This window comes from Paenibacillus sp. J22P169, assembly GCF_059691995.1.
Map to the genome: position 1 here is coordinate 1 of NZ_JCAUAO010000014.1, position 15,877 is coordinate 15,877.

16 protein-coding genes are annotated in these 15,877 nt (G+C 45.3%); 2 read left to right on the plus strand and 14 right to left on the minus strand.

Annotated features, from left to right (window positions below; translation table 11 throughout):
- Positions 1 to 311: 311 nt before the first annotated feature.
- From AC58QG_RS33345 to AC58QG_RS33360, 4 genes are all read right to left on the minus strand, one after another.
- Positions 312 to 602 carry a cyclic nucleotide-binding domain-containing protein gene (locus tag AC58QG_RS33345; protein ID WP_497366324.1) on the minus strand — a complete coding sequence of 97 codons (291 nt, stop codon included), beginning with the start codon at positions 600 to 602 and terminating at the stop codon, positions 312 to 314.
- Between the two features lie 59 nt (positions 603 to 661).
- Positions 662 to 1,024 carry a hypothetical protein gene (locus tag AC58QG_RS33350; protein WP_497366325.1) on the minus strand — a complete coding sequence of 121 codons (363 nt, stop codon included), beginning with the start codon at positions 1,022 to 1,024 and terminating at the stop codon, positions 662 to 664.
- 234 nt (positions 1,025 to 1,258) lie between these two features.
- Entirely contained in the window at positions 1,259 to 2,869 is a 1,611-nt protein-coding gene (locus AC58QG_RS33355; RefSeq protein ID WP_497366326.1) for a glycosyl hydrolase family 18 protein, read from the minus strand.
- A 131-nt stretch (positions 2,870 to 3,000) separates the two neighbouring features.
- Positions 3,001 to 3,354 carry a response regulator transcription factor gene (locus tag AC58QG_RS33360; protein ID WP_497366327.1) on the minus strand — a complete coding sequence of 118 codons (354 nt, stop codon included), beginning with the start codon at positions 3,352 to 3,354 and terminating at the stop codon, positions 3,001 to 3,003.
- Positions 3,355 to 3,654: 300 nt separating this feature from the next.
- Here AC58QG_RS33360 and AC58QG_RS33365 point away from each other — a divergent pair, with 300 nt between their 5' ends.
- Positions 3,655 to 4,800, plus strand: coding sequence for a sensor histidine kinase (locus tag AC58QG_RS33365; protein ID WP_497366328.1), 1,146 nt, complete (start codon positions 3,655 to 3,657; stop codon positions 4,798 to 4,800).
- Positions 4,801 to 4,818: 18 nt separating this feature from the next.
- On the plus strand, positions 4,819 to 5,505 hold the full coding sequence (locus AC58QG_RS33370; protein WP_497366329.1) for a response regulator: 687 nt from the start codon (positions 4,819 to 4,821) through the stop codon (positions 5,503 to 5,505).
- 66 nt (positions 5,506 to 5,571) lie between these two features.
- Here the strand turns inward: AC58QG_RS33370 and AC58QG_RS33375 are convergent, their stop codons facing one another.
- The 10 genes from AC58QG_RS33375 to AC58QG_RS33420 form a co-directional block, all read right to left on the minus strand.
- Positions 5,572 to 6,267 (minus strand): glycerophosphodiester phosphodiesterase, encoded by a 696-nt coding sequence (locus AC58QG_RS33375; RefSeq protein ID WP_497366330.1) that lies wholly within the window; start codon positions 6,265 to 6,267, stop codon positions 5,572 to 5,574.
- 75 nt (positions 6,268 to 6,342) lie between these two features.
- Positions 6,343 to 7,506, minus strand: a complete 1,164-nt coding sequence (locus tag AC58QG_RS33380) for a hypothetical protein (protein ID WP_497366331.1) — start codon at positions 7,504 to 7,506, stop codon at positions 6,343 to 6,345.
- The gene (locus AC58QG_RS33385; protein WP_497366332.1) at positions 7,503 to 8,261 is read right to left on the minus strand and encodes a glycerophosphodiester phosphodiesterase; all 759 of its coding nucleotides are present in this window, start codon (positions 8,259 to 8,261) and stop codon (positions 7,503 to 7,505) included. The genes AC58QG_RS33380 and AC58QG_RS33385 overlap by 4 nt, the downstream gene beginning before the upstream one ends.
- Before the next feature lie 67 nt (positions 8,262 to 8,328).
- Positions 8,329 to 9,159 (minus strand): carbohydrate ABC transporter permease, encoded by an 831-nt coding sequence (locus AC58QG_RS33390; RefSeq protein ID WP_497366333.1) that lies wholly within the window; start codon positions 9,157 to 9,159, stop codon positions 8,329 to 8,331.
- A 10-nt stretch (positions 9,160 to 9,169) separates the two neighbouring features.
- Positions 9,170 to 10,114, minus strand: a complete 945-nt coding sequence (locus AC58QG_RS33395; RefSeq protein ID WP_497366334.1) for a carbohydrate ABC transporter permease — start codon at positions 10,112 to 10,114, stop codon at positions 9,170 to 9,172.
- 83 nt (positions 10,115 to 10,197) lie between these two features.
- Positions 10,198 to 11,514 carry an ABC transporter substrate-binding protein gene (locus AC58QG_RS33400; protein ID WP_497366335.1) on the minus strand — a complete coding sequence of 439 codons (1,317 nt, stop codon included), beginning with the start codon at positions 11,512 to 11,514 and terminating at the stop codon, positions 10,198 to 10,200.
- Positions 11,515 to 11,790: 276 nt separating this feature from the next.
- Positions 11,791 to 12,549 carry an MgtC/SapB family protein gene (locus AC58QG_RS33405; RefSeq protein WP_497366336.1) on the minus strand — a complete coding sequence of 253 codons (759 nt, stop codon included), beginning with the start codon at positions 12,547 to 12,549 and terminating at the stop codon, positions 11,791 to 11,793.
- 23 nt (positions 12,550 to 12,572) lie between these two features.
- The gene (locus AC58QG_RS33410; RefSeq protein ID WP_497366337.1) at positions 12,573 to 14,246 is read right to left on the minus strand and encodes a glycerol-3-phosphate dehydrogenase/oxidase; all 1,674 of its coding nucleotides are present in this window, start codon (positions 14,244 to 14,246) and stop codon (positions 12,573 to 12,575) included.
- Positions 14,247 to 14,372: 126 nt separating this feature from the next.
- Positions 14,373 to 14,930: a glycerol-3-phosphate responsive antiterminator gene (locus AC58QG_RS33415; protein ID WP_497366338.1), complete on the minus strand. Its 558-nt coding sequence runs from the start codon at positions 14,928 to 14,930 to the stop codon at positions 14,373 to 14,375.
- A gap of 47 nt (positions 14,931 to 14,977) precedes the next feature.
- The gene (locus AC58QG_RS33420; protein WP_497366339.1) at positions 14,978 to 15,751 is read right to left on the minus strand and encodes an HAD-IIA family hydrolase; all 774 of its coding nucleotides are present in this window, start codon (positions 15,749 to 15,751) and stop codon (positions 14,978 to 14,980) included.
- Between the last annotated feature and the right edge of the window lie 126 nt (positions 15,752 to 15,877).

Sequence of the window (15,877 nt, forward strand, 5' to 3'; positions counted from 1 at the left end):
TAGAAAGATGACTTGCTCATTTGAAGCTAGCGAGATTTTGCAATCTCTTTTATAGTCGATTACTCGACTGTGCTTACTCACTCGTTGTTCAGTTTTCAAAGATCAATTTCTCTCGTTCACTGCCGTGTTACCGAAGCAGCGAGAAGTAATATACCATGTTTACTTTTAATGTGCAACTACTTTTTTTCGAGTTACTTTCAGTTACTCTCGCCAGCCTGTCTTGCGGCCGGAGTGATAATATAGCATGATTTCGACAAGTATTGCAATGTTTTATTTTTCCAATTCATAATTTTATTTTCGTTGCTATTCCATTAGCTCCTCTCACTCAAAGACTGATTCAAACTCGCCTTCATATCCGCATAGCGATCTAATAGAGGCAGCTGCTGCTTGCGAGTCAGCGACAAGAGCGTGCAATCGGCTAGCGCAGTGATGTTGGCATTGCGAGGCGCATCCTTCAGCAGCGCGATTTCACCGAAATGATCTCCATCATGAAGAACAGCAACCCTTTCGTTCTCGCCTTGGGTATTTCTTTTCGAGACTTCCACTTTCCCCCGGTGCAATGATGTACAATTTATTACCCGCTTCACCTTGGCGGAAAACATGTTGAACACTAGTGATTTTCTCCGTCATCAGTAAATCCTTGATCTCGTGCAAGAGATCCTCATTCATATAAGCAAAGAAGGGCATCTGTCTCAAGCGCTCTACTTCTATGACAAATTCTCTCGCGTGCGATAGTTGGAAACCTTGCTGCTTCTGCCAGAGACTGTAATAGGCCCCATGTCGCGCTAGCAGCTCCTGATGTGTTCCGTATTCGATGAACACCGACCGCAAGCGTCGCCTCCAGAAGCTCTTCCTCTGTGGCATCGGGATGACCGATTAGCAGATTCCCACGTATTGTCGTATTGAAAAGATACGATTCTTGAAAAATTACACCCGCTTGCGTAAGCAGCGAAGACAGTTGGATTTTGCGTAGGTCAAGGTCATACACCTGTATAGAACCTTTTTGCGGATCATAGAAGCGCATGAGTAGTTGATCCGTTGGACGAAGCTTCTTTACAAAAATGGCTATGAAATCTCAATTAAGGTTAGCCTAGCAAAATCAATTCGCAGCACGTTGGAATGAAAAAATAGAAGAGGCTAGGTTGCAGCACTCTTCTATTACCTAATTTCCATTTATGGAGTGACCCTACTCAGTCAGTTTGTATAACATACATCTACAATTCCATACCGCTGTATCCCATAGCATGATAACCCGTTTTTACTTAGCCGCTTGCGTTCCGACTTGCTCCCAATCCGACGCGGTATAGTTGCCCATATACCATAAGGAAACAGCATTTAGCTCATAGAATTTGGCTAGCCAAATCTTCTTGGCTATGCTCTGCGAATCTTCGTAGTACAACACATGACTACCCCGTTCGTCCGCGAACGTAGCTTTTTTCAAGAAATACGGCATTACCCACGTCTTATCAACACCTGGCATCGCCAGTCTTTTCTCTACATCTGCAATAGTTGGACTAAGGGCAGGTCCGGTTACGCCGGATGTCGTTATCCACTGGTTAGCTTGTTTGGATATGCCTAGCACCAGCTTTTCTTTCGGTATCGATTGAAGTGCTGTAAGGACTGTATCGTTCACTAATGGTAATGGAGCCGATGGCAACATGTTATCATCATGTGTGAAGTCATAAGCCATAAGGATTACTGTATCGGCTAGCTTACCGATCTCTTTTAAATCATAACCCTTATAATAATAGATCGGAGGAACAGCAACGGACAACGAAAGCGAGCCTAACTGCCCCTTCAAATCCTGAAGAAATTGAGTATAGTCTGCCGCACTTGCCGCATCCTTCAACCCTTCAAAATCAATGCTTACCCCAGTAAACGAGTAGGCTGGATCTTTCAAAGTACTAAGCAATGATGCGATAAACGTCTTTTGGGCAGATTGGTCCTTAAGGAAGTCTTTTAAATTAGCGCCATCATAGAAAACCATCAGTTCCTTCGTGATTTGAGCAGCATTCGCAGCAGCAATGACCTCCTCGTAACCACTCGGCACGCGATTAACCGTTGAGCTAATGTTCAATGAAGCCGTTCCAGCGCCGCTGTATGACAAGTTAGACCAACCTAAAATGACATGAGAAAGCTTATTCATTTGCTGAATCGCGGAATAGGACTGAATCGCATAATAACCTGTGAAATCGATCTTTTGCTCGGCAATCCGCTTATCAATCAAACGATAGATAACCGTTGCGGCCTGCTTACGAATCAAAGACTCCTTCGGGTTAAATCCTGCCTGATCTCCCTCCATAATGCCACGATGCGCTGCGTAATACACATAAGGCTTCATAACCTCATTCATAGCAGAATCATCCTTAAAGCCTCTAACGCTCTGCTCTTGCTTCCAATCCGTACTCAGCCATTGTTGACGAGTCGATTCGCTTTCAGACTCCAGCAACGATTTCCCTACGAGCATAGCAACTTCTTCTCTATTAATCGTCTGTGCAGGATGAAACAAACCTTCCTGATCTAGTAAACTATCTAACCATTTCCGTTCGAATACCGCCGAAATATAAGGTGCCGACCAACGGTCCTTCGCAACATCTGCGGGAATTTGTCCAAGGGCGGCTTGATTCTCTATTTTACCTGCCATAACGAGCAACTTAATGAAAACCTCTCTAGACAGATCATCATTGGGACGATAGGTTTGATCCTCATAGCCGTTAATAATACCTAATGCGGATAGTGTATAAATCGGATCCTTGGCATAATCTTGTTCCTCATCTTGGAAGGGCTTGAGTTGTACATCGTAGGCAAAAGCGTTATTTGCAAACAACAGAACAAACAGCGCGCCTAATAAGATAGTTTTTTTCCACATAATCTACTTTCCTTTCCCTCTATATCAGCGGTTGCTAGCATTGAATTTTATAGCAACATAATAATAGACGTAATGAGAGAGCGTTAGTTCCGCTGAGATGATATGAAAAAATAGACAGATTATGACATTCTCTACTTTTGCTCGGTTAACGGATTGCTTTCACGAAAATAAAGTACATGATTAAATAAGAGAGAAAGTAATTTCCGCATTGATTTGATACCAGCTTTGTTCATTATATTAGCAAGATGAATCTTGACCGTTTTTTCACTGATCCTACAACGTTCGGCAATCTCGTGATTCGAAAAGCCATAGATCGCGACCATCAAGAAAATCTCCGATTCTCGCTTCGTGATTTGATACCTAGTTGAAAAAACATCCATAGATGTACCCGTTTCCTGTAACAGAAACTCATTCATACGCTCGTAATCAGTTCCCCCTTCTTCAAGTATTTCTCTATTCTTCCTGTGCTGAAAGTCATCTTTCAAATCGTACTCCCTCCTACTCAGGGTTACGTTCCAATAACAATCGAATGGGCATATATAAACTCAAGATTAGAAGAATGCCACCCAGTACGTTCCATAAAATCATCAACATTTAGACATGCCTCCCTTGGAATTCCAAAATTCCTCTACCCTCATTATAGATGATCCCAAAGACCTATCCAAGATGAAGAAAATCACTAGAATAGCAGTTTTATTGTCACTTTTTATCGAATTTCTATGACTTAAGTCATGTTTATGGTAAAATGAAAGGAAAATATAGCATGCTATTTGAGGGCCACTGATATGGATGTACATTTACACAAAAACATGACTCTCACCTTGAATATCATCGTGATAGGTGCAACACTCTCTCTGTTGTTTCATACGAGTAAGTTTTCTATTGGACTACTGCTGCTAGCATGCACGTATGTTGCGGCCGTCCTTATGCGGGATTACATCCTTAAGATTGCTCTGCATGGTAAGACTGGATTCCAGTTTTTATACGCGCAACTTGCTTTGGCTCTCGTTATCTGTGTATGGTCAGAAAGTTATTTTTCACAAATCTACCTCTTAATTCTGATTGGTGAATTCACCTTTCATCACGGTAGAAAGCATGCCATTATTTTTACGATCGTCAATTATGTTTGTATTCTACTAGGCGTTATAATCTATCGTCAGTTTCCGCCTTTTGAGGACATCTATTTAATTATTCCTAGAGTGATTGATTTCTTTGCCATTTACGGGATGAGCTTGCTTGCCAGAATTGCGTTTCAACAAAAGAATCAATTGGCTGTCGACAATGAACAACTGCGGATCGCCTCTATTGCGTTGGAGCAGAAAGCCAAACTGCAGGAACGAACACGCATATCCCGCGACATTCATGATTCAGTTGGACATACGCTGACATCGGCGTTAACCGGTTTACAGACGGCAGCGCACGCTTTGGATAAAAGTAATTATCCTATTGCCAAAGAGATGATCGACCGAACGAAAGAAAATATTCTCAGGGGGCTAGATGACGTACGAAGTTCTGTCCATGTTTTGCGCGAAAACTTCCCAGATCACTCCTTCATCCCCGAGCTTATCCGGTTGATCGATGATACGAAAAAGCAAACGAATGTAGACATTGCCTACACCATAGACACCCTGACGCCTGATCTGACACCCATCATAGAGCTAACCATTTATCGGGCACTACAAGAGGGTTTAACCAATGGCATTCGCCATGGCCTAAGCACTTATTTCCACTTTTCGTTGACCTATCATGATGAGGTCATTCGATTCGTTTTATCCAACAATGGGCATCCCCCCGTCTCTATTGTTTTTGGCTATGGACTAAATGCCATGAAGGAACGAGTAGAGGATGTGGGAGGAACGTTTTCCATACATAACACAGGTTCAGCTGGCGGAGTAACACTGGATATATCCATACCCTTCAGTCGAAAATGATCAGAAGGAGTGACCGAATTGTCTCACACAACCATTCTTATCGCAGATGACCAACCCCTTATCCGGGACGGTTTAGCAGCTATTCTAAGCATGGAAGACGGATATACCGTCGTAGCTACAACGGGGGATGGATTGGCCACCCTTGAACAAGTACAGTTGCATCGTCCTCAGCTCGTAATGATGGATATCCATATGCCCAAGCTGGATGGCTTAGAGACTACCAAACGAATCAAGGCCGAATTCCCTGAGATCAAGGTGCTCATTTTGACCACATTTGAAAATGAATCCTACATCTGGGAAGCGATACGTCATGGAGCTAGCGGTTATTTAGTTAAAGGCGTCGAGACTAAAAAAATACTCTCTACCATTCAGGTGTGCTTAGATGGCGGTATTACTTACCCCCTAAGCATTCAGCCGCGCCTTGTCCAAGCACTTCGTTCATCAGAAGAGCATGAAGAACGCGCAACGGAAGAAAGACTCCAACCTAGTGAAGAGCAACAATATGATGACAAGCTGTCTGGGTTATCTATGCAGGAACGGAATATACTGCGGAATTTGAAACAAGGGAAGTCGAATCAAGCTATCGCTTCTGAATTGTTTTTGACTACGGGGACTGTGAAGAATTATTTGAGTGCTATTTATAAGAAGTTGAATGTCTCTGGCAGGTCGGAGACGATTGCTTATTTGCATGAGAATGATTTGTAGGGACGGCGTTGCACATTTAGGTGAAAAAAAGGAGCCACAACATCGTTTGTGGGCTCCTTTTTTTATTTAAAATACGGCCATCCATCTCTCTAGCTCATTCGTGCAAGCCCAAATGTGAGGATAACGCGACCGCAAATTCCGCATATCTTGTTCATCATCGATCGTCCAAGCAATCAACTGTATGCCAGCTTCGTCACAGCGATGAACAAAGTCATCTGTTAAGTAGATATGTTTCACAGATACATACTTCGCACTAATTTCCTTAGCAAGTGGAAACACCGCAGGTGTCGCACCGTAAAGGACTAGTCCCAGATTAATATGACTGGATAGTTCCCTTGTTCGAACGATGGCGTAGTGATCGAAGGAAGTTACGAATACTTGATCCTGAACCCCAGCGTCTTGTATTGTCTCCAGCACTTGCTCCTCTAAACCTGGATACAGATCCCCGCTTTGCTTTAGCTCTATATCGACTTGAGCTCTCCCCTTGGCCAGCAAAAGAACTTCCTTCAGTGTCGGAATTTGCTGACCTCCTCCGGCATCCAATTTCCGTATTTGCTCAAATGTGTAATCTGCAACACGGCCTGTACCATTCGTTGTTCGATTTACGGTCGTATCATGAATAACGACAGGCACTCCGTCCCTAGTAAGCTGAACGTCCAGCTCTAAATGACTGTAGGACAAATCTAAAGCTGCCTGAAAGGATGCTATTGTATTTTCCGGGTATTTTTTCGGGTAGCCCCTGTGTGCTAATCCAGTGATCATGTCGCGATGTCCACCTCCGGTTATATTGAATACCTCTCAATCATAACGCAAATACGGGCAACCGACCACCGTCGCTTACTCACGCCATGGCAGAATATGAATGCGGTCCAATGCGTAGCTAGAGGATGTTTTGTATTTCGTTGCACCAGATTCAAATAAAATGTACATATTGCCATTCCATTTAAAGATGCCTTCGGCCATAGGTGCAATTTCCATTTTTTCCATCTTGTTCTTACCGTCCAAAAACCATACAGGTACTTCGGTTTGTCCAAGCTTTACTGTCGTATGTGGCTTCTCCGATAAACTGTGCTTATAGCGAGTTAAGTCGCTGGTACTATTTCTTCCATACGATTGGCTGAGCCAGAAGCTGTCCTTCTCTGTATACATCGCTTGCACACTATCCGGCAGCGAAATAATCATGTCAGGCACAATCGGTCCCGTTGTCTGCAATTTTGAATCGTTCGGCAAGTCCGTTGAAGGGTCGAGCTTATAACCAACAGCCCATGCTTTATGCTCTTTCTCATCACGGTTCGTCAAATAATGTGAAATATCCGTAGGATAGCTGGTGCCCTGTGCAAATTCACCAACCCATAGTACACCGTCAGCAAAAGCGTTAAAGGAAGCGCGGGTATTCGTTTGAACGAAGCCTTTAAAGACGATTTTATCTGTCTTATTTGCTTTCAGCAGATCATCCTTGAGAATATAGTAGACGTTGCTCTCTGAGGCAATCCAAACATATTTCTTGCTAATGGTAACACCGCCTGCATGCCCTGTATAGGGTGTAGTCTCGCTCTTATACAGGTCAAGAGCTTTGATCATCTGCCCGCTCTCCGCATCAATGACGGATAAAATGCCAGACTTGCCGTCCTCTCGGTAATGGGAAATCAATATCCAATTCTTTTCTTCTAAATACGCCATACCTTGCGGGATCGCATTTTGCTTCAGTGCCGGGATGATAGGTCCCTGCTTGCTCTTTTCAAGAAATGCTTTGATTTCAGGCATATCTACGCGAATCTTAATACCCGCTTCTTCTTGGGTTATCTCTGTCATTGTGTTCACCTGGTTAGGAATAGCTTGAACTGCTAGGGGCGCAGTTGCCTTGGGTGTAGCAGCCTTGGGTGTAGCAGCCGTAGGAACTGCCTTTGAATTCACTATCTCTACCGGTTTCTGACAGCCCATGGCCGTCATAGCCATCAGCCCCGCAACAATCACAACACATGAGAGTTGTGTCCTGCTCATCCTTCTCCTCCTGCAGGCTGTCTCAGAGCATTTAAAATGTCTCGTAGCTTACCAGGGAAATCCGTAATAATACCTGATGCACCTTTATCGATTGCTTGTCTCATCTTGCCCTCATCATTAATCGTCCAAGGATACACCTGAATTCCTTTACTTACGGCATCACGTATATCCTCTCGGTTAATCCTTTTAAAACTAGGATGCAGGGAATACACGGGCACCCCAAGTCCTGTAGCTAAACCGGCATGACTTCCCGGATTGATTTCATATAGGAGCCCGATTTTGGCTTCAGGCAGCATAAGCTTCAGAAATTGAAGACTTTTGTGATCAAAGGAGGAAACTACCACATTATGCACACGATCTTTCTTCTTCATAAGCTCGACTAGCGCTGGCTCCAGCATCCGGCTGTAGGAATCCTTGATCTCAACATTGATCATCACTTCCGGTGGAACAAGGTCGAATACCTCATCTAACGTCGGAATCCGTTCTCCTTCAAATTTTGAGTCGAACCAGCGACCCGCATCGGCCCGCTTCAACTGTGAAAGTGTCATCTCATGCACGACACCCTTCCTATCTGTTGTGCGATCAATGGTGAAATCATGGATGACGATGAGTTCGCCGTCTTTCGATAAGTGTACATCCAGTTCAATGGCATCGCAGCCCTGTTCAAGCCCGAGGCGAAATGCGCCGAGTGTATTTTCGGGAGCCTCTCCCTTCGCTCCACGATGAGCGATGACTAATACAGATGGTTGTGTCATATTCCCACGTTCCTCCTATGCATTCCAATTCTCTCAGATCCAGTTGATGCCTATGGTCATCTCCGATTTACTTAAAGGTGGAATTAGCCATAGCAGCCACAATATATTTTTGAGCAAAAATAAATAACACGACGATTGGCAGGATAATCAATACACTCGCCGACATGATGATGTGCATATTCAATGCTTCATCGCCGGCGATCGAATCTCGCATCATAGAAATACCTACAGTCAATACGCGCATTTTATTCGAATTCGTCATAATGAGCGGCCAGAAGTAGGCATTCCAGCTGCTAATAAAGCTGATAACAGCCAAGGTAGAGACGGTTGGCAGCGCCATCGGAGTCAATATTTTGTACAACACCTGGAAGCGGTTCGCACCATCTACCTTAGCCGCCTCTATGACATCATTATTAATAGAGCGAAACATTTGGCGCAGGAGGAAAATGCCGTAAGCGGATGCAGCATGCGGAATAATAAGCGCGTAATACGTATTAATCCAATTTAGCTTTGACATCAGAACGTAAACAGGTACGAATACAACCTGCTCCGGTACGATGAGTGCCGCAAGCACAAGAGCGAACAACTTATCTCTGCCCGGAAATGTTCCTTTCGCAAAGGCGTATGCCGCCATGAGACCAATATTAATCTGCAGAAACACAATCCCCACAGTTTGAATGACCGTATTCAGCGTAAACCGATAAAATGGAAACGCTTTAAATGCGGATGCGAAGTTTCCCCACATCACCTTATCCGGCCAAAAGGTCGGAGCTGACAAGCGGAGCTCTGCCGGCGTTTTCAAAGCGGTTATCAGCATCCAATAAATCGGGAAAAACATTACCAACGTAATGATGATGGCAAAACCGATACGGGTAGTATGGAGCAGCGGCTTTTTCATGTTCTTGTACCTACCCTTCGTAATGGACTTTCTTCTTGGACACATACATTTGAAGCATCGTTAGCAGGATAATAATAATGAAGAAGATCACGACGAGTGCGGATGCCCTACCTGTTTTAAAGTCGGTAAAGGCCATTTCATAAATCCAGTACACCATCGCCTTCGTCGATTCTAGCGGTCCACCATTCGTAATAACGTCAACGGACTGGAACACCTGCATCGAGGAGATGAAATGCGTAACTACAAGGAACAAGGTTGTCGGAGACAGCAGCGGCACTGTAATTTTCCAGAACTGCTTCCACTTGGACGCCCCGTCGATACCGGAAGCCTCATAGTATTCAACAGGAATGCTTCTTAATCCGGAAATGAAAATAATCATCGTAAAGCCGACGCCTTTCCATACCGCAACCACGATCAGCACCCAGAGCGATGTTTTCGTATTCGTCAGCCATTGTATCGGTTCGAGACCGATCCATTCCATAATGTCGTTCATAAGGCCGTACTGGCCGTTAAAAATCCATAAGAAGATCATGGACACGATAACCATCGAAACATAGTGCGGCATAAAGATAACGGCTCTCATGAAATTGAACGTGCGCGATGTATAGTTAAATAACAAGGCGAGCAGCAGTCCAATGCCAAGTGTCAGCACAACATCTGCAACTGTATAGGTGAATGTAACCTGAAGCACTTTATAGAATGTCTTACTAGTTAGCAAGTATTCATAGTTATCAAATCCGATAAATTTCTTCGTAGGCTTCGTCATGTTCCAATTTGTAAAGCTGATAAACAACGAATTGACTAGCGGATAATAGATAAATACGATCAGGATCGCTAATGCCGGAATGGCAAAAGAGAAATCTTTCAAATATTCCATCAGGCGGGAACGAGAACGTGTTGTAACGATACCGCCAACTTCTTGATGAATCTGGCTCGGCCTGTTGTCCGTATTCATGGGTATCCCCTCTCACCTTACTTAAATGAACCGTCGTGCAGAAAACCTTCGCTTTCTACACGACAAGTTAAGACTATGTTTGATTAACTTTCTGCCAAAATCGTATTAATTTCTTTCACAGCTTCTTTCATCACTTGATCTGGATCCGCATTCTCGAGAATCATCTTACCCACGGCTTCCATGTACTTCTTGCTAAATTCCGGATACGCTGGGTGCTGCGGACGTCCTACCACGTTGTCAAAGTTATCGAATACGGCTTTGTACTGAGGCAGCTTAGCGAAATACTGTTTGCCTTCTTCGGTATTCAGAACTGACTTATGTGTTGGCAGGTAACCTGTTCCCTCTGCCCACTTAATGTTACGCTCAGCATCTGTCATGAACTTAATGAACTTCCATGCTGCTTCCTTCTGATTAGCAGGGGCGCCATCCATCATTACAATCCCTGCACCGCCGATATGCGACTTGCGCTCTTTGTCTCCAGGAATAAAGGATACGCCAACTTCAAATTTGGCATTTTGCAAATAAGTCTTCAATACAGCAGACGTATGTTGAACCATGGCGATCTTCTCTTCCAGGAACATTTGTCTCATCGTATCCGAAGCACCTTTACCATACCCCATGTGCAGGGAGCCGTCTTTCAACCATTTATTGAAGTTTTGAATCCATCTCATACTGTCAGGCTGATCCAGAAGTGTTTTCGTATGCTCTGGGTTAAGGATGGATCCTCCGCCATTCGATACCCATGGGTCTAAGTACCAAGTGTCCCAACCCGGAACAGAGAACGCATAACGGCTCGTTTTTCCGTTTTCTTTAACGGCTACTTTTTTATTAAATTCTTCGATATCCGTCCACTTTTGCGGTGGTTGAACGCCGAGCTTATCCAGCAGCGTTTTGTTGTAGATCATGACGCTTGTGCTAACAATAAGCGGGAAGCCGAACTGCTTTTTATTATACGAGTATGCTTGCAGCATCCCCTGTGAAAAGTCATTCATATCAACCTTATCCCGCTTGATATAACCGGATAAATCGGCGAAGGCGCCGCTGTCGGCAAAGGTCGGAAGCGCTGATACTTCGACGTTGGTCACGGCAGGAACTTCTTTTGCCGCAATCGCCGCCTGCAGTTTCTTTTGCAAATCAACATAAGCACCTTGGAAGACGGGCTCTACGGTAATGTTCGGATACTTCTTCTGGAATGCGGCGATCATATCATTCACTGCTGGCATTTGAACTTCGGCATGGGAGTGCCAGTATTGAATCGTGACAGGCTTGTTGTCTTCCACCGCTGGCGGAACTTCAACTGCCGTTTCCTCTGTACTGCCACTGCCACTGCCGCAGCCAGTTAATGCCGTTAATGTCAGAGTTGTCGCTGCAAGCAATGGTAACCATTTTATCCTTTTCATATAGAAAATCCCCTCTCCAATTATCATCAATTTGAATGAAACAACATCGGTCACTAACGAAATGGACATAAAAAAGGAGAGCACTAGTCAGACAAGAAACAAAATGACCGCACAAACATGCACGATCCGTTCGTCTCTTGGGCTGTCTCAGTGATCTCCGCACCCAATCGTTTGGAACGAAATAAAGCGTTTTCTTAATGAAAGTATGTCATACTTACAGGGCTTATGTCAACGAAATCGATATTAAGAAATAGTAGAACTGCCATTTGGAATTAATTAGACCGCATAGGTTTGATTCATTCGTGCAGCGCCGTCCAGTTGCACCCCCTTAGACTCCAAAGATATGATATGGTTTGATTTTAGTATGCTGTCAACCGCTTGTAAAAGCGCTTCCGTATATCCGTTTTTCAAATGAAAACGAAGCTCCATCACCCCTTCCGCTGTGCCTGAAATTTCAATGATGCCTTCAGGTTTCATTTGCACATTAACGACCTGAATGCCTTGCTCGCCAAAACGAGTTGCAATTGTGCCCAGAACTCCTGGTTTATCTATAATCTTAATGACAACCTCCTGCGTTCGCCGGTTCTTCATGACTACTTTCTCCCACTTATTTAGGACAAACAAGCTTAGCAAGACCATAACGGTCGCCAACACAGCACAGTAGAAGAAACCTGCCCCTACACATAGACCGATGGCTGCAACAACCCACACAGAAGCGGCAGTCGTAAGTCCTGACACCGTAGATCCGGTCCTCATAATCGTACCTGCTCCCAGGAACCCTATCCCGCTAATGACTTGCGCAGCCAGACGAGCTGGGTCAGTCCGTACGTTCGCTTCAGTAACGAACTCGGAGAAGCCATAGATCGATAGCAGCATAATAGCCGCAGATCCGATACAGACCAGAATATGCGTCCGCAATCCAGCTGCATGGTTACTCCACTCGCGCTCCAGCCCAACGAGCCCCCCTAAGACTAGAGCCATAAAAATGCGAATCGTTAATTCCAAATGGGTAATATGCCAGATGCTAGCGGACATATGCGTCACCTCGTATCACAGGTTCAAATTGCATGTTCATTCACAGGCAAATCATAAATCGTTTTGAATAAAGTATCGACCATTGCTAACTGCTCCTGCTTCTGATCCTCATTGTAAGATAAGTTGCTGGATAACATGTGGAGCACGGTATCGGCATATTTCTCCGCTTTCTCCAGCTGGAAATACGACCAGCCTGTATGCAATCTTAGAAAATCGGCAGCGTTGACCGTCATTTCTTCCTCCATACAGTACAATAGCTGAGCGTAAACGGCTTGCAGCTCCGGTTTCAGGGGTACCCGTCTGGCGATCGGAAGAAGTTCCAAAATCTGCAGCGAATTCGTACCGTAGGTGTCGATCCACTCCTGCATCGTAGATCTCCCTACATCCTGCGCCATGCCTATTGTAAGCATCTCCTCCTTCCAATCTTGGAAGGTAGCCGCCCCTTGGTTCTCGCCACCGCTAATTGTAATGGCGTCCGTACTGCATGCTGGAAATTTCCTCCCATCCCCACGTTCCAAGTGCTGCGACACCAGATCGACGACCTTTTCTGCCATTTTGCGGAATCCCGTCAATTTACCGCCCGCGATCGTAATTAGACCACTGTCCGAAACGAAGATCTCATCTTTTCTGGACAATTCGGACGGGCCTTTGCCTTCTTCGTAGATGAGGGGTCTCAGCCCCGCCCAATGGGAACGAATATCGTCAACCGTCAGCTTCACACTCGGGAACATCGCATTAACAGCCCTAAGGATATAGTCGCGATCCTCCTGCGTCGTTCTTGGGTTATCGATTGACTTCGTAAACGTCGTATCCGTCGTGCCAATATATGTTGACTCCCCCCTAGGAATGACGAACACCATTCTGCCGTCCGGCGTGTCGAAGTATGCCGCTTGCTTGACTGGCAGCTTGGCGAAATCGACAACAAGATGAACACCTTTGGTCAGAAATAACCGCTTTCCTTTCAGGGAGCCATCGATTTGACGCATTTTATCTACCCACGGTCCGGCAGCGTTTACAATGTGCTTCGCGTAAAGTTGATAGCTCTGCCCGTTAATACGATCTTTAACTGAGACACCCACCACTTTGCCATCTTGATAAATAAAATCGGCTGCTTCGGCATAGTTCACAATATCTGCACCCCGTGTATAGGCCGTTTTCATAATATCGATCGTTAATCGCGCATCGTCCGTCCTGTATTCAAAATACAAGCCGCCGCCCTTAAGTCCATCCTGCTTCAGCAAAGGCTCCTGCTGGACTGTCTGGCTGCGCCCCAGCATTTTTCTGCGTTCCTTTCGCGCAACACCCGCGAGCCAATCATAGATATATAACCCGATTGAAGAAGCGAGATAACCGTAGGTGCCTCCCTTATAAACAGGAAGCAGCATAGGGGCTGGAATTACGAGATGCGGAGCATTTTTATACAAAATTGCTCGTTCTCTACCGACCTCCTGCACCAGCTTAACGTCACCCTGCTTCAAATAGCGAAGGCCGCCATGGATTAGCTTTGTCGATCGGCTGCTCGTTCCTGAACCGAAATCATTCTTCTCAATGAGGCCGACTTTCATGCCACGCGTAATGGCATCCAGCGCGATTCCCGCACCGGTAATCCCGCCTCCGATGACTAATACATCCAACTCGCTGCTCGCCATGCCCTTCAAAATATCGATACGGCTCTGTGCCGAAAATTTCGGTCTCATCGTCTTCTCCTCCGTATTGTAAAAAAATAAAAACCTCCATAGAAAAGTGCGCGAATAAGAACCTTTCGCACCTTTTCCAAAGAGGTTTCTCCTAGTCTCTTCCCACTTGGAATTAGCTGATTTACATTATTTCCATAATCCGGATGAACCTGCGGATACAGCAAGTGCTCCCGCTTCAAGCGCTTCTTCAATCTCCTTTTGATTGCCGACCAATCCGCCAGCAATAATCGGAAGCGTTGTCATATCCGTCATTTCACGAATGATGCGGGGCATGATGCCCGGCATCACCTCAATCGCATCGGGACCACTCTGCTCTGCCGCTTTGATGCCTCTGAGAACAGCGTTTCGGTCTATTAGAAAAATACGCTGGATGGCCATAAGCCCCGCTTCTTTCGCCCCGCGAATCAAGTGGCTTTTCGTTGAGATGACGCCTGTCGGCTTAATCACCTGCGCAGCATACGCGACTCCGCTTTTGTCCGAGGCAATGCCTTCAATAAAATCCATATGAATAAACACATGCTTGCCTGCATCCTTAAGCCGGTCTACCATTTCCTTCAGATTAAAGATGGATCCGAAAAGCAAAAATACAATGTTCGCCGGACTTTTAATAGCCAGCTCAATATCTTCTACCTTTTGTACAGCTGCGATGGTTTGATGTTCAACTAAATCAACAATCGGATACACGCATTATTCCACCCTTCGTCGATGTTAGAACATTATACCACGATTTATCATAAGTGAATGACCTCTTTAATGCTAGGAATAATATGCATGGGTCGATTCGGCGAACAATCTGCCATTTCCTTCGTGGCTACACCTGTCAGTACCAACACGGATTTCATGCCTGCATCATTAGCCATCTTAATATCGGTTTCAAGCCGATCTCCAATCATAAAGCAATCCTCGAACGGCAATCCCAGGTGGGCTGCCGCCGCTTCAGCGGCAATCAAAGATGGCTTACCTACGACCAAATCAATCGCCTTGCCTGTCGCAACCTCTAACGCAGCGATAAATGTACCTGTATCCGGAATCTGTCCGCCGTCCAACGGGCAGGTCGCATCCGGATTGGAAGCGATGATGATAGAGCCTCTGATCGCTGCTTGATAGACGCTATTGAGCTTATCATACGTGAATTGGCGATCCCAGGAGAGTACGACATAGCGGGCTTGCTCACTGTCCTGTGTGAGCGGAACCCCATTATCCTCCAGCTCCGCCACGATCGGCTCCTCACCGATAACGAACACTAACTCCCCTGGCTGCAGCCGTTGATGTAGGTATTGGGCCACAATTTGTGAGGAGTTGAGTACTTCCTCCAGCGTCACCGGGATTCCCATTTTCGACAGCTTTTCCACATAAGATTGACGGGTTGCAATTGGTTTATTCGACAAAAATACAACCTTGTCTCCTCGTGAACGCAATACTTGTATCGCATCAGCTGCCCCTTCAATTGCTCTATCCCCAAGGTATACTGTACCATCCAAATCAAACACGTAGCCTTTTGCCATATCTGTCCCACCTTCTAGTAAGAAATCATCCATATCCAATTAGGCACGCAAAAAAGACCCTATCCATGTAAACACATCCCACCATTGGTATGGCAGGATATGATTACGGATAAGGTCTTCTCCTAG

What these genes read in the sequence shown, in the direction of transcription:
- AC58QG_RS33345 (WP_497366324.1), bottom strand. Translation starts at nt 602, where the DNA reads ATGTTTTCCGCCAAGGTGAAGCGGGTAATAAATTGTACATCATTGCAC.
- AC58QG_RS33350 (WP_497366325.1), bottom strand. Translation starts at nt 1,024, where the DNA reads ATGCGCTTCTATGATCCGCAAAAAGGTTCTATACAGGTGTATGACCTT.
- AC58QG_RS33355 (WP_497366326.1), bottom strand. Translation starts at nt 2,869, where the DNA reads ATGTGGAAAAAAACTATCTTATTAGGCGCGCTGTTTGTTCTGTTGTTT.
- AC58QG_RS33365 (WP_497366328.1), top strand. Translation starts at nt 3,655, where the DNA reads ATGGATGTACATTTACACAAAAACATGACTCTCACCTTGAATATCATC.
- AC58QG_RS33375 (WP_497366330.1), bottom strand. Translation starts at nt 6,267, where the DNA reads ATGATCACTGGATTAGCACACAGGGGCTACCCGAAAAAATACCCGGAA.
- AC58QG_RS33380 (WP_497366331.1), bottom strand. Translation starts at nt 7,506, where the DNA reads ATGAGCAGGACACAACTCTCATGTGTTGTGATTGTTGCGGGGCTGATG.
- AC58QG_RS33385 (WP_497366332.1), bottom strand. Translation starts at nt 8,261, where the DNA reads ATGACACAACCATCTGTATTAGTCATCGCTCATCGTGGAGCGAAGGGA.
- AC58QG_RS33390 (WP_497366333.1), bottom strand. Translation starts at nt 9,159, where the DNA reads ATGAAAAAGCCGCTGCTCCATACTACCCGTATCGGTTTTGCCATCATC.
- AC58QG_RS33395 (WP_497366334.1), bottom strand. Translation starts at nt 10,114, where the DNA reads ATGAATACGGACAACAGGCCGAGCCAGATTCATCAAGAAGTTGGCGGT.
- AC58QG_RS33400 (WP_497366335.1), bottom strand. Translation starts at nt 11,514, where the DNA reads ATGAAAAGGATAAAATGGTTACCATTGCTTGCAGCGACAACTCTGACA.
- AC58QG_RS33405 (WP_497366336.1), bottom strand. Translation starts at nt 12,549, where the DNA reads ATGTCCGCTAGCATCTGGCATATTACCCATTTGGAATTAACGATTCGC.
- AC58QG_RS33410 (WP_497366337.1), bottom strand. Translation starts at nt 14,246, where the DNA reads ATGAGACCGAAATTTTCGGCACAGAGCCGTATCGATATTTTGAAGGGC.
- AC58QG_RS33420 (WP_497366339.1), bottom strand. Translation starts at nt 15,751, where the DNA reads ATGGCAAAAGGCTACGTGTTTGATTTGGATGGTACAGTATACCTTGGG.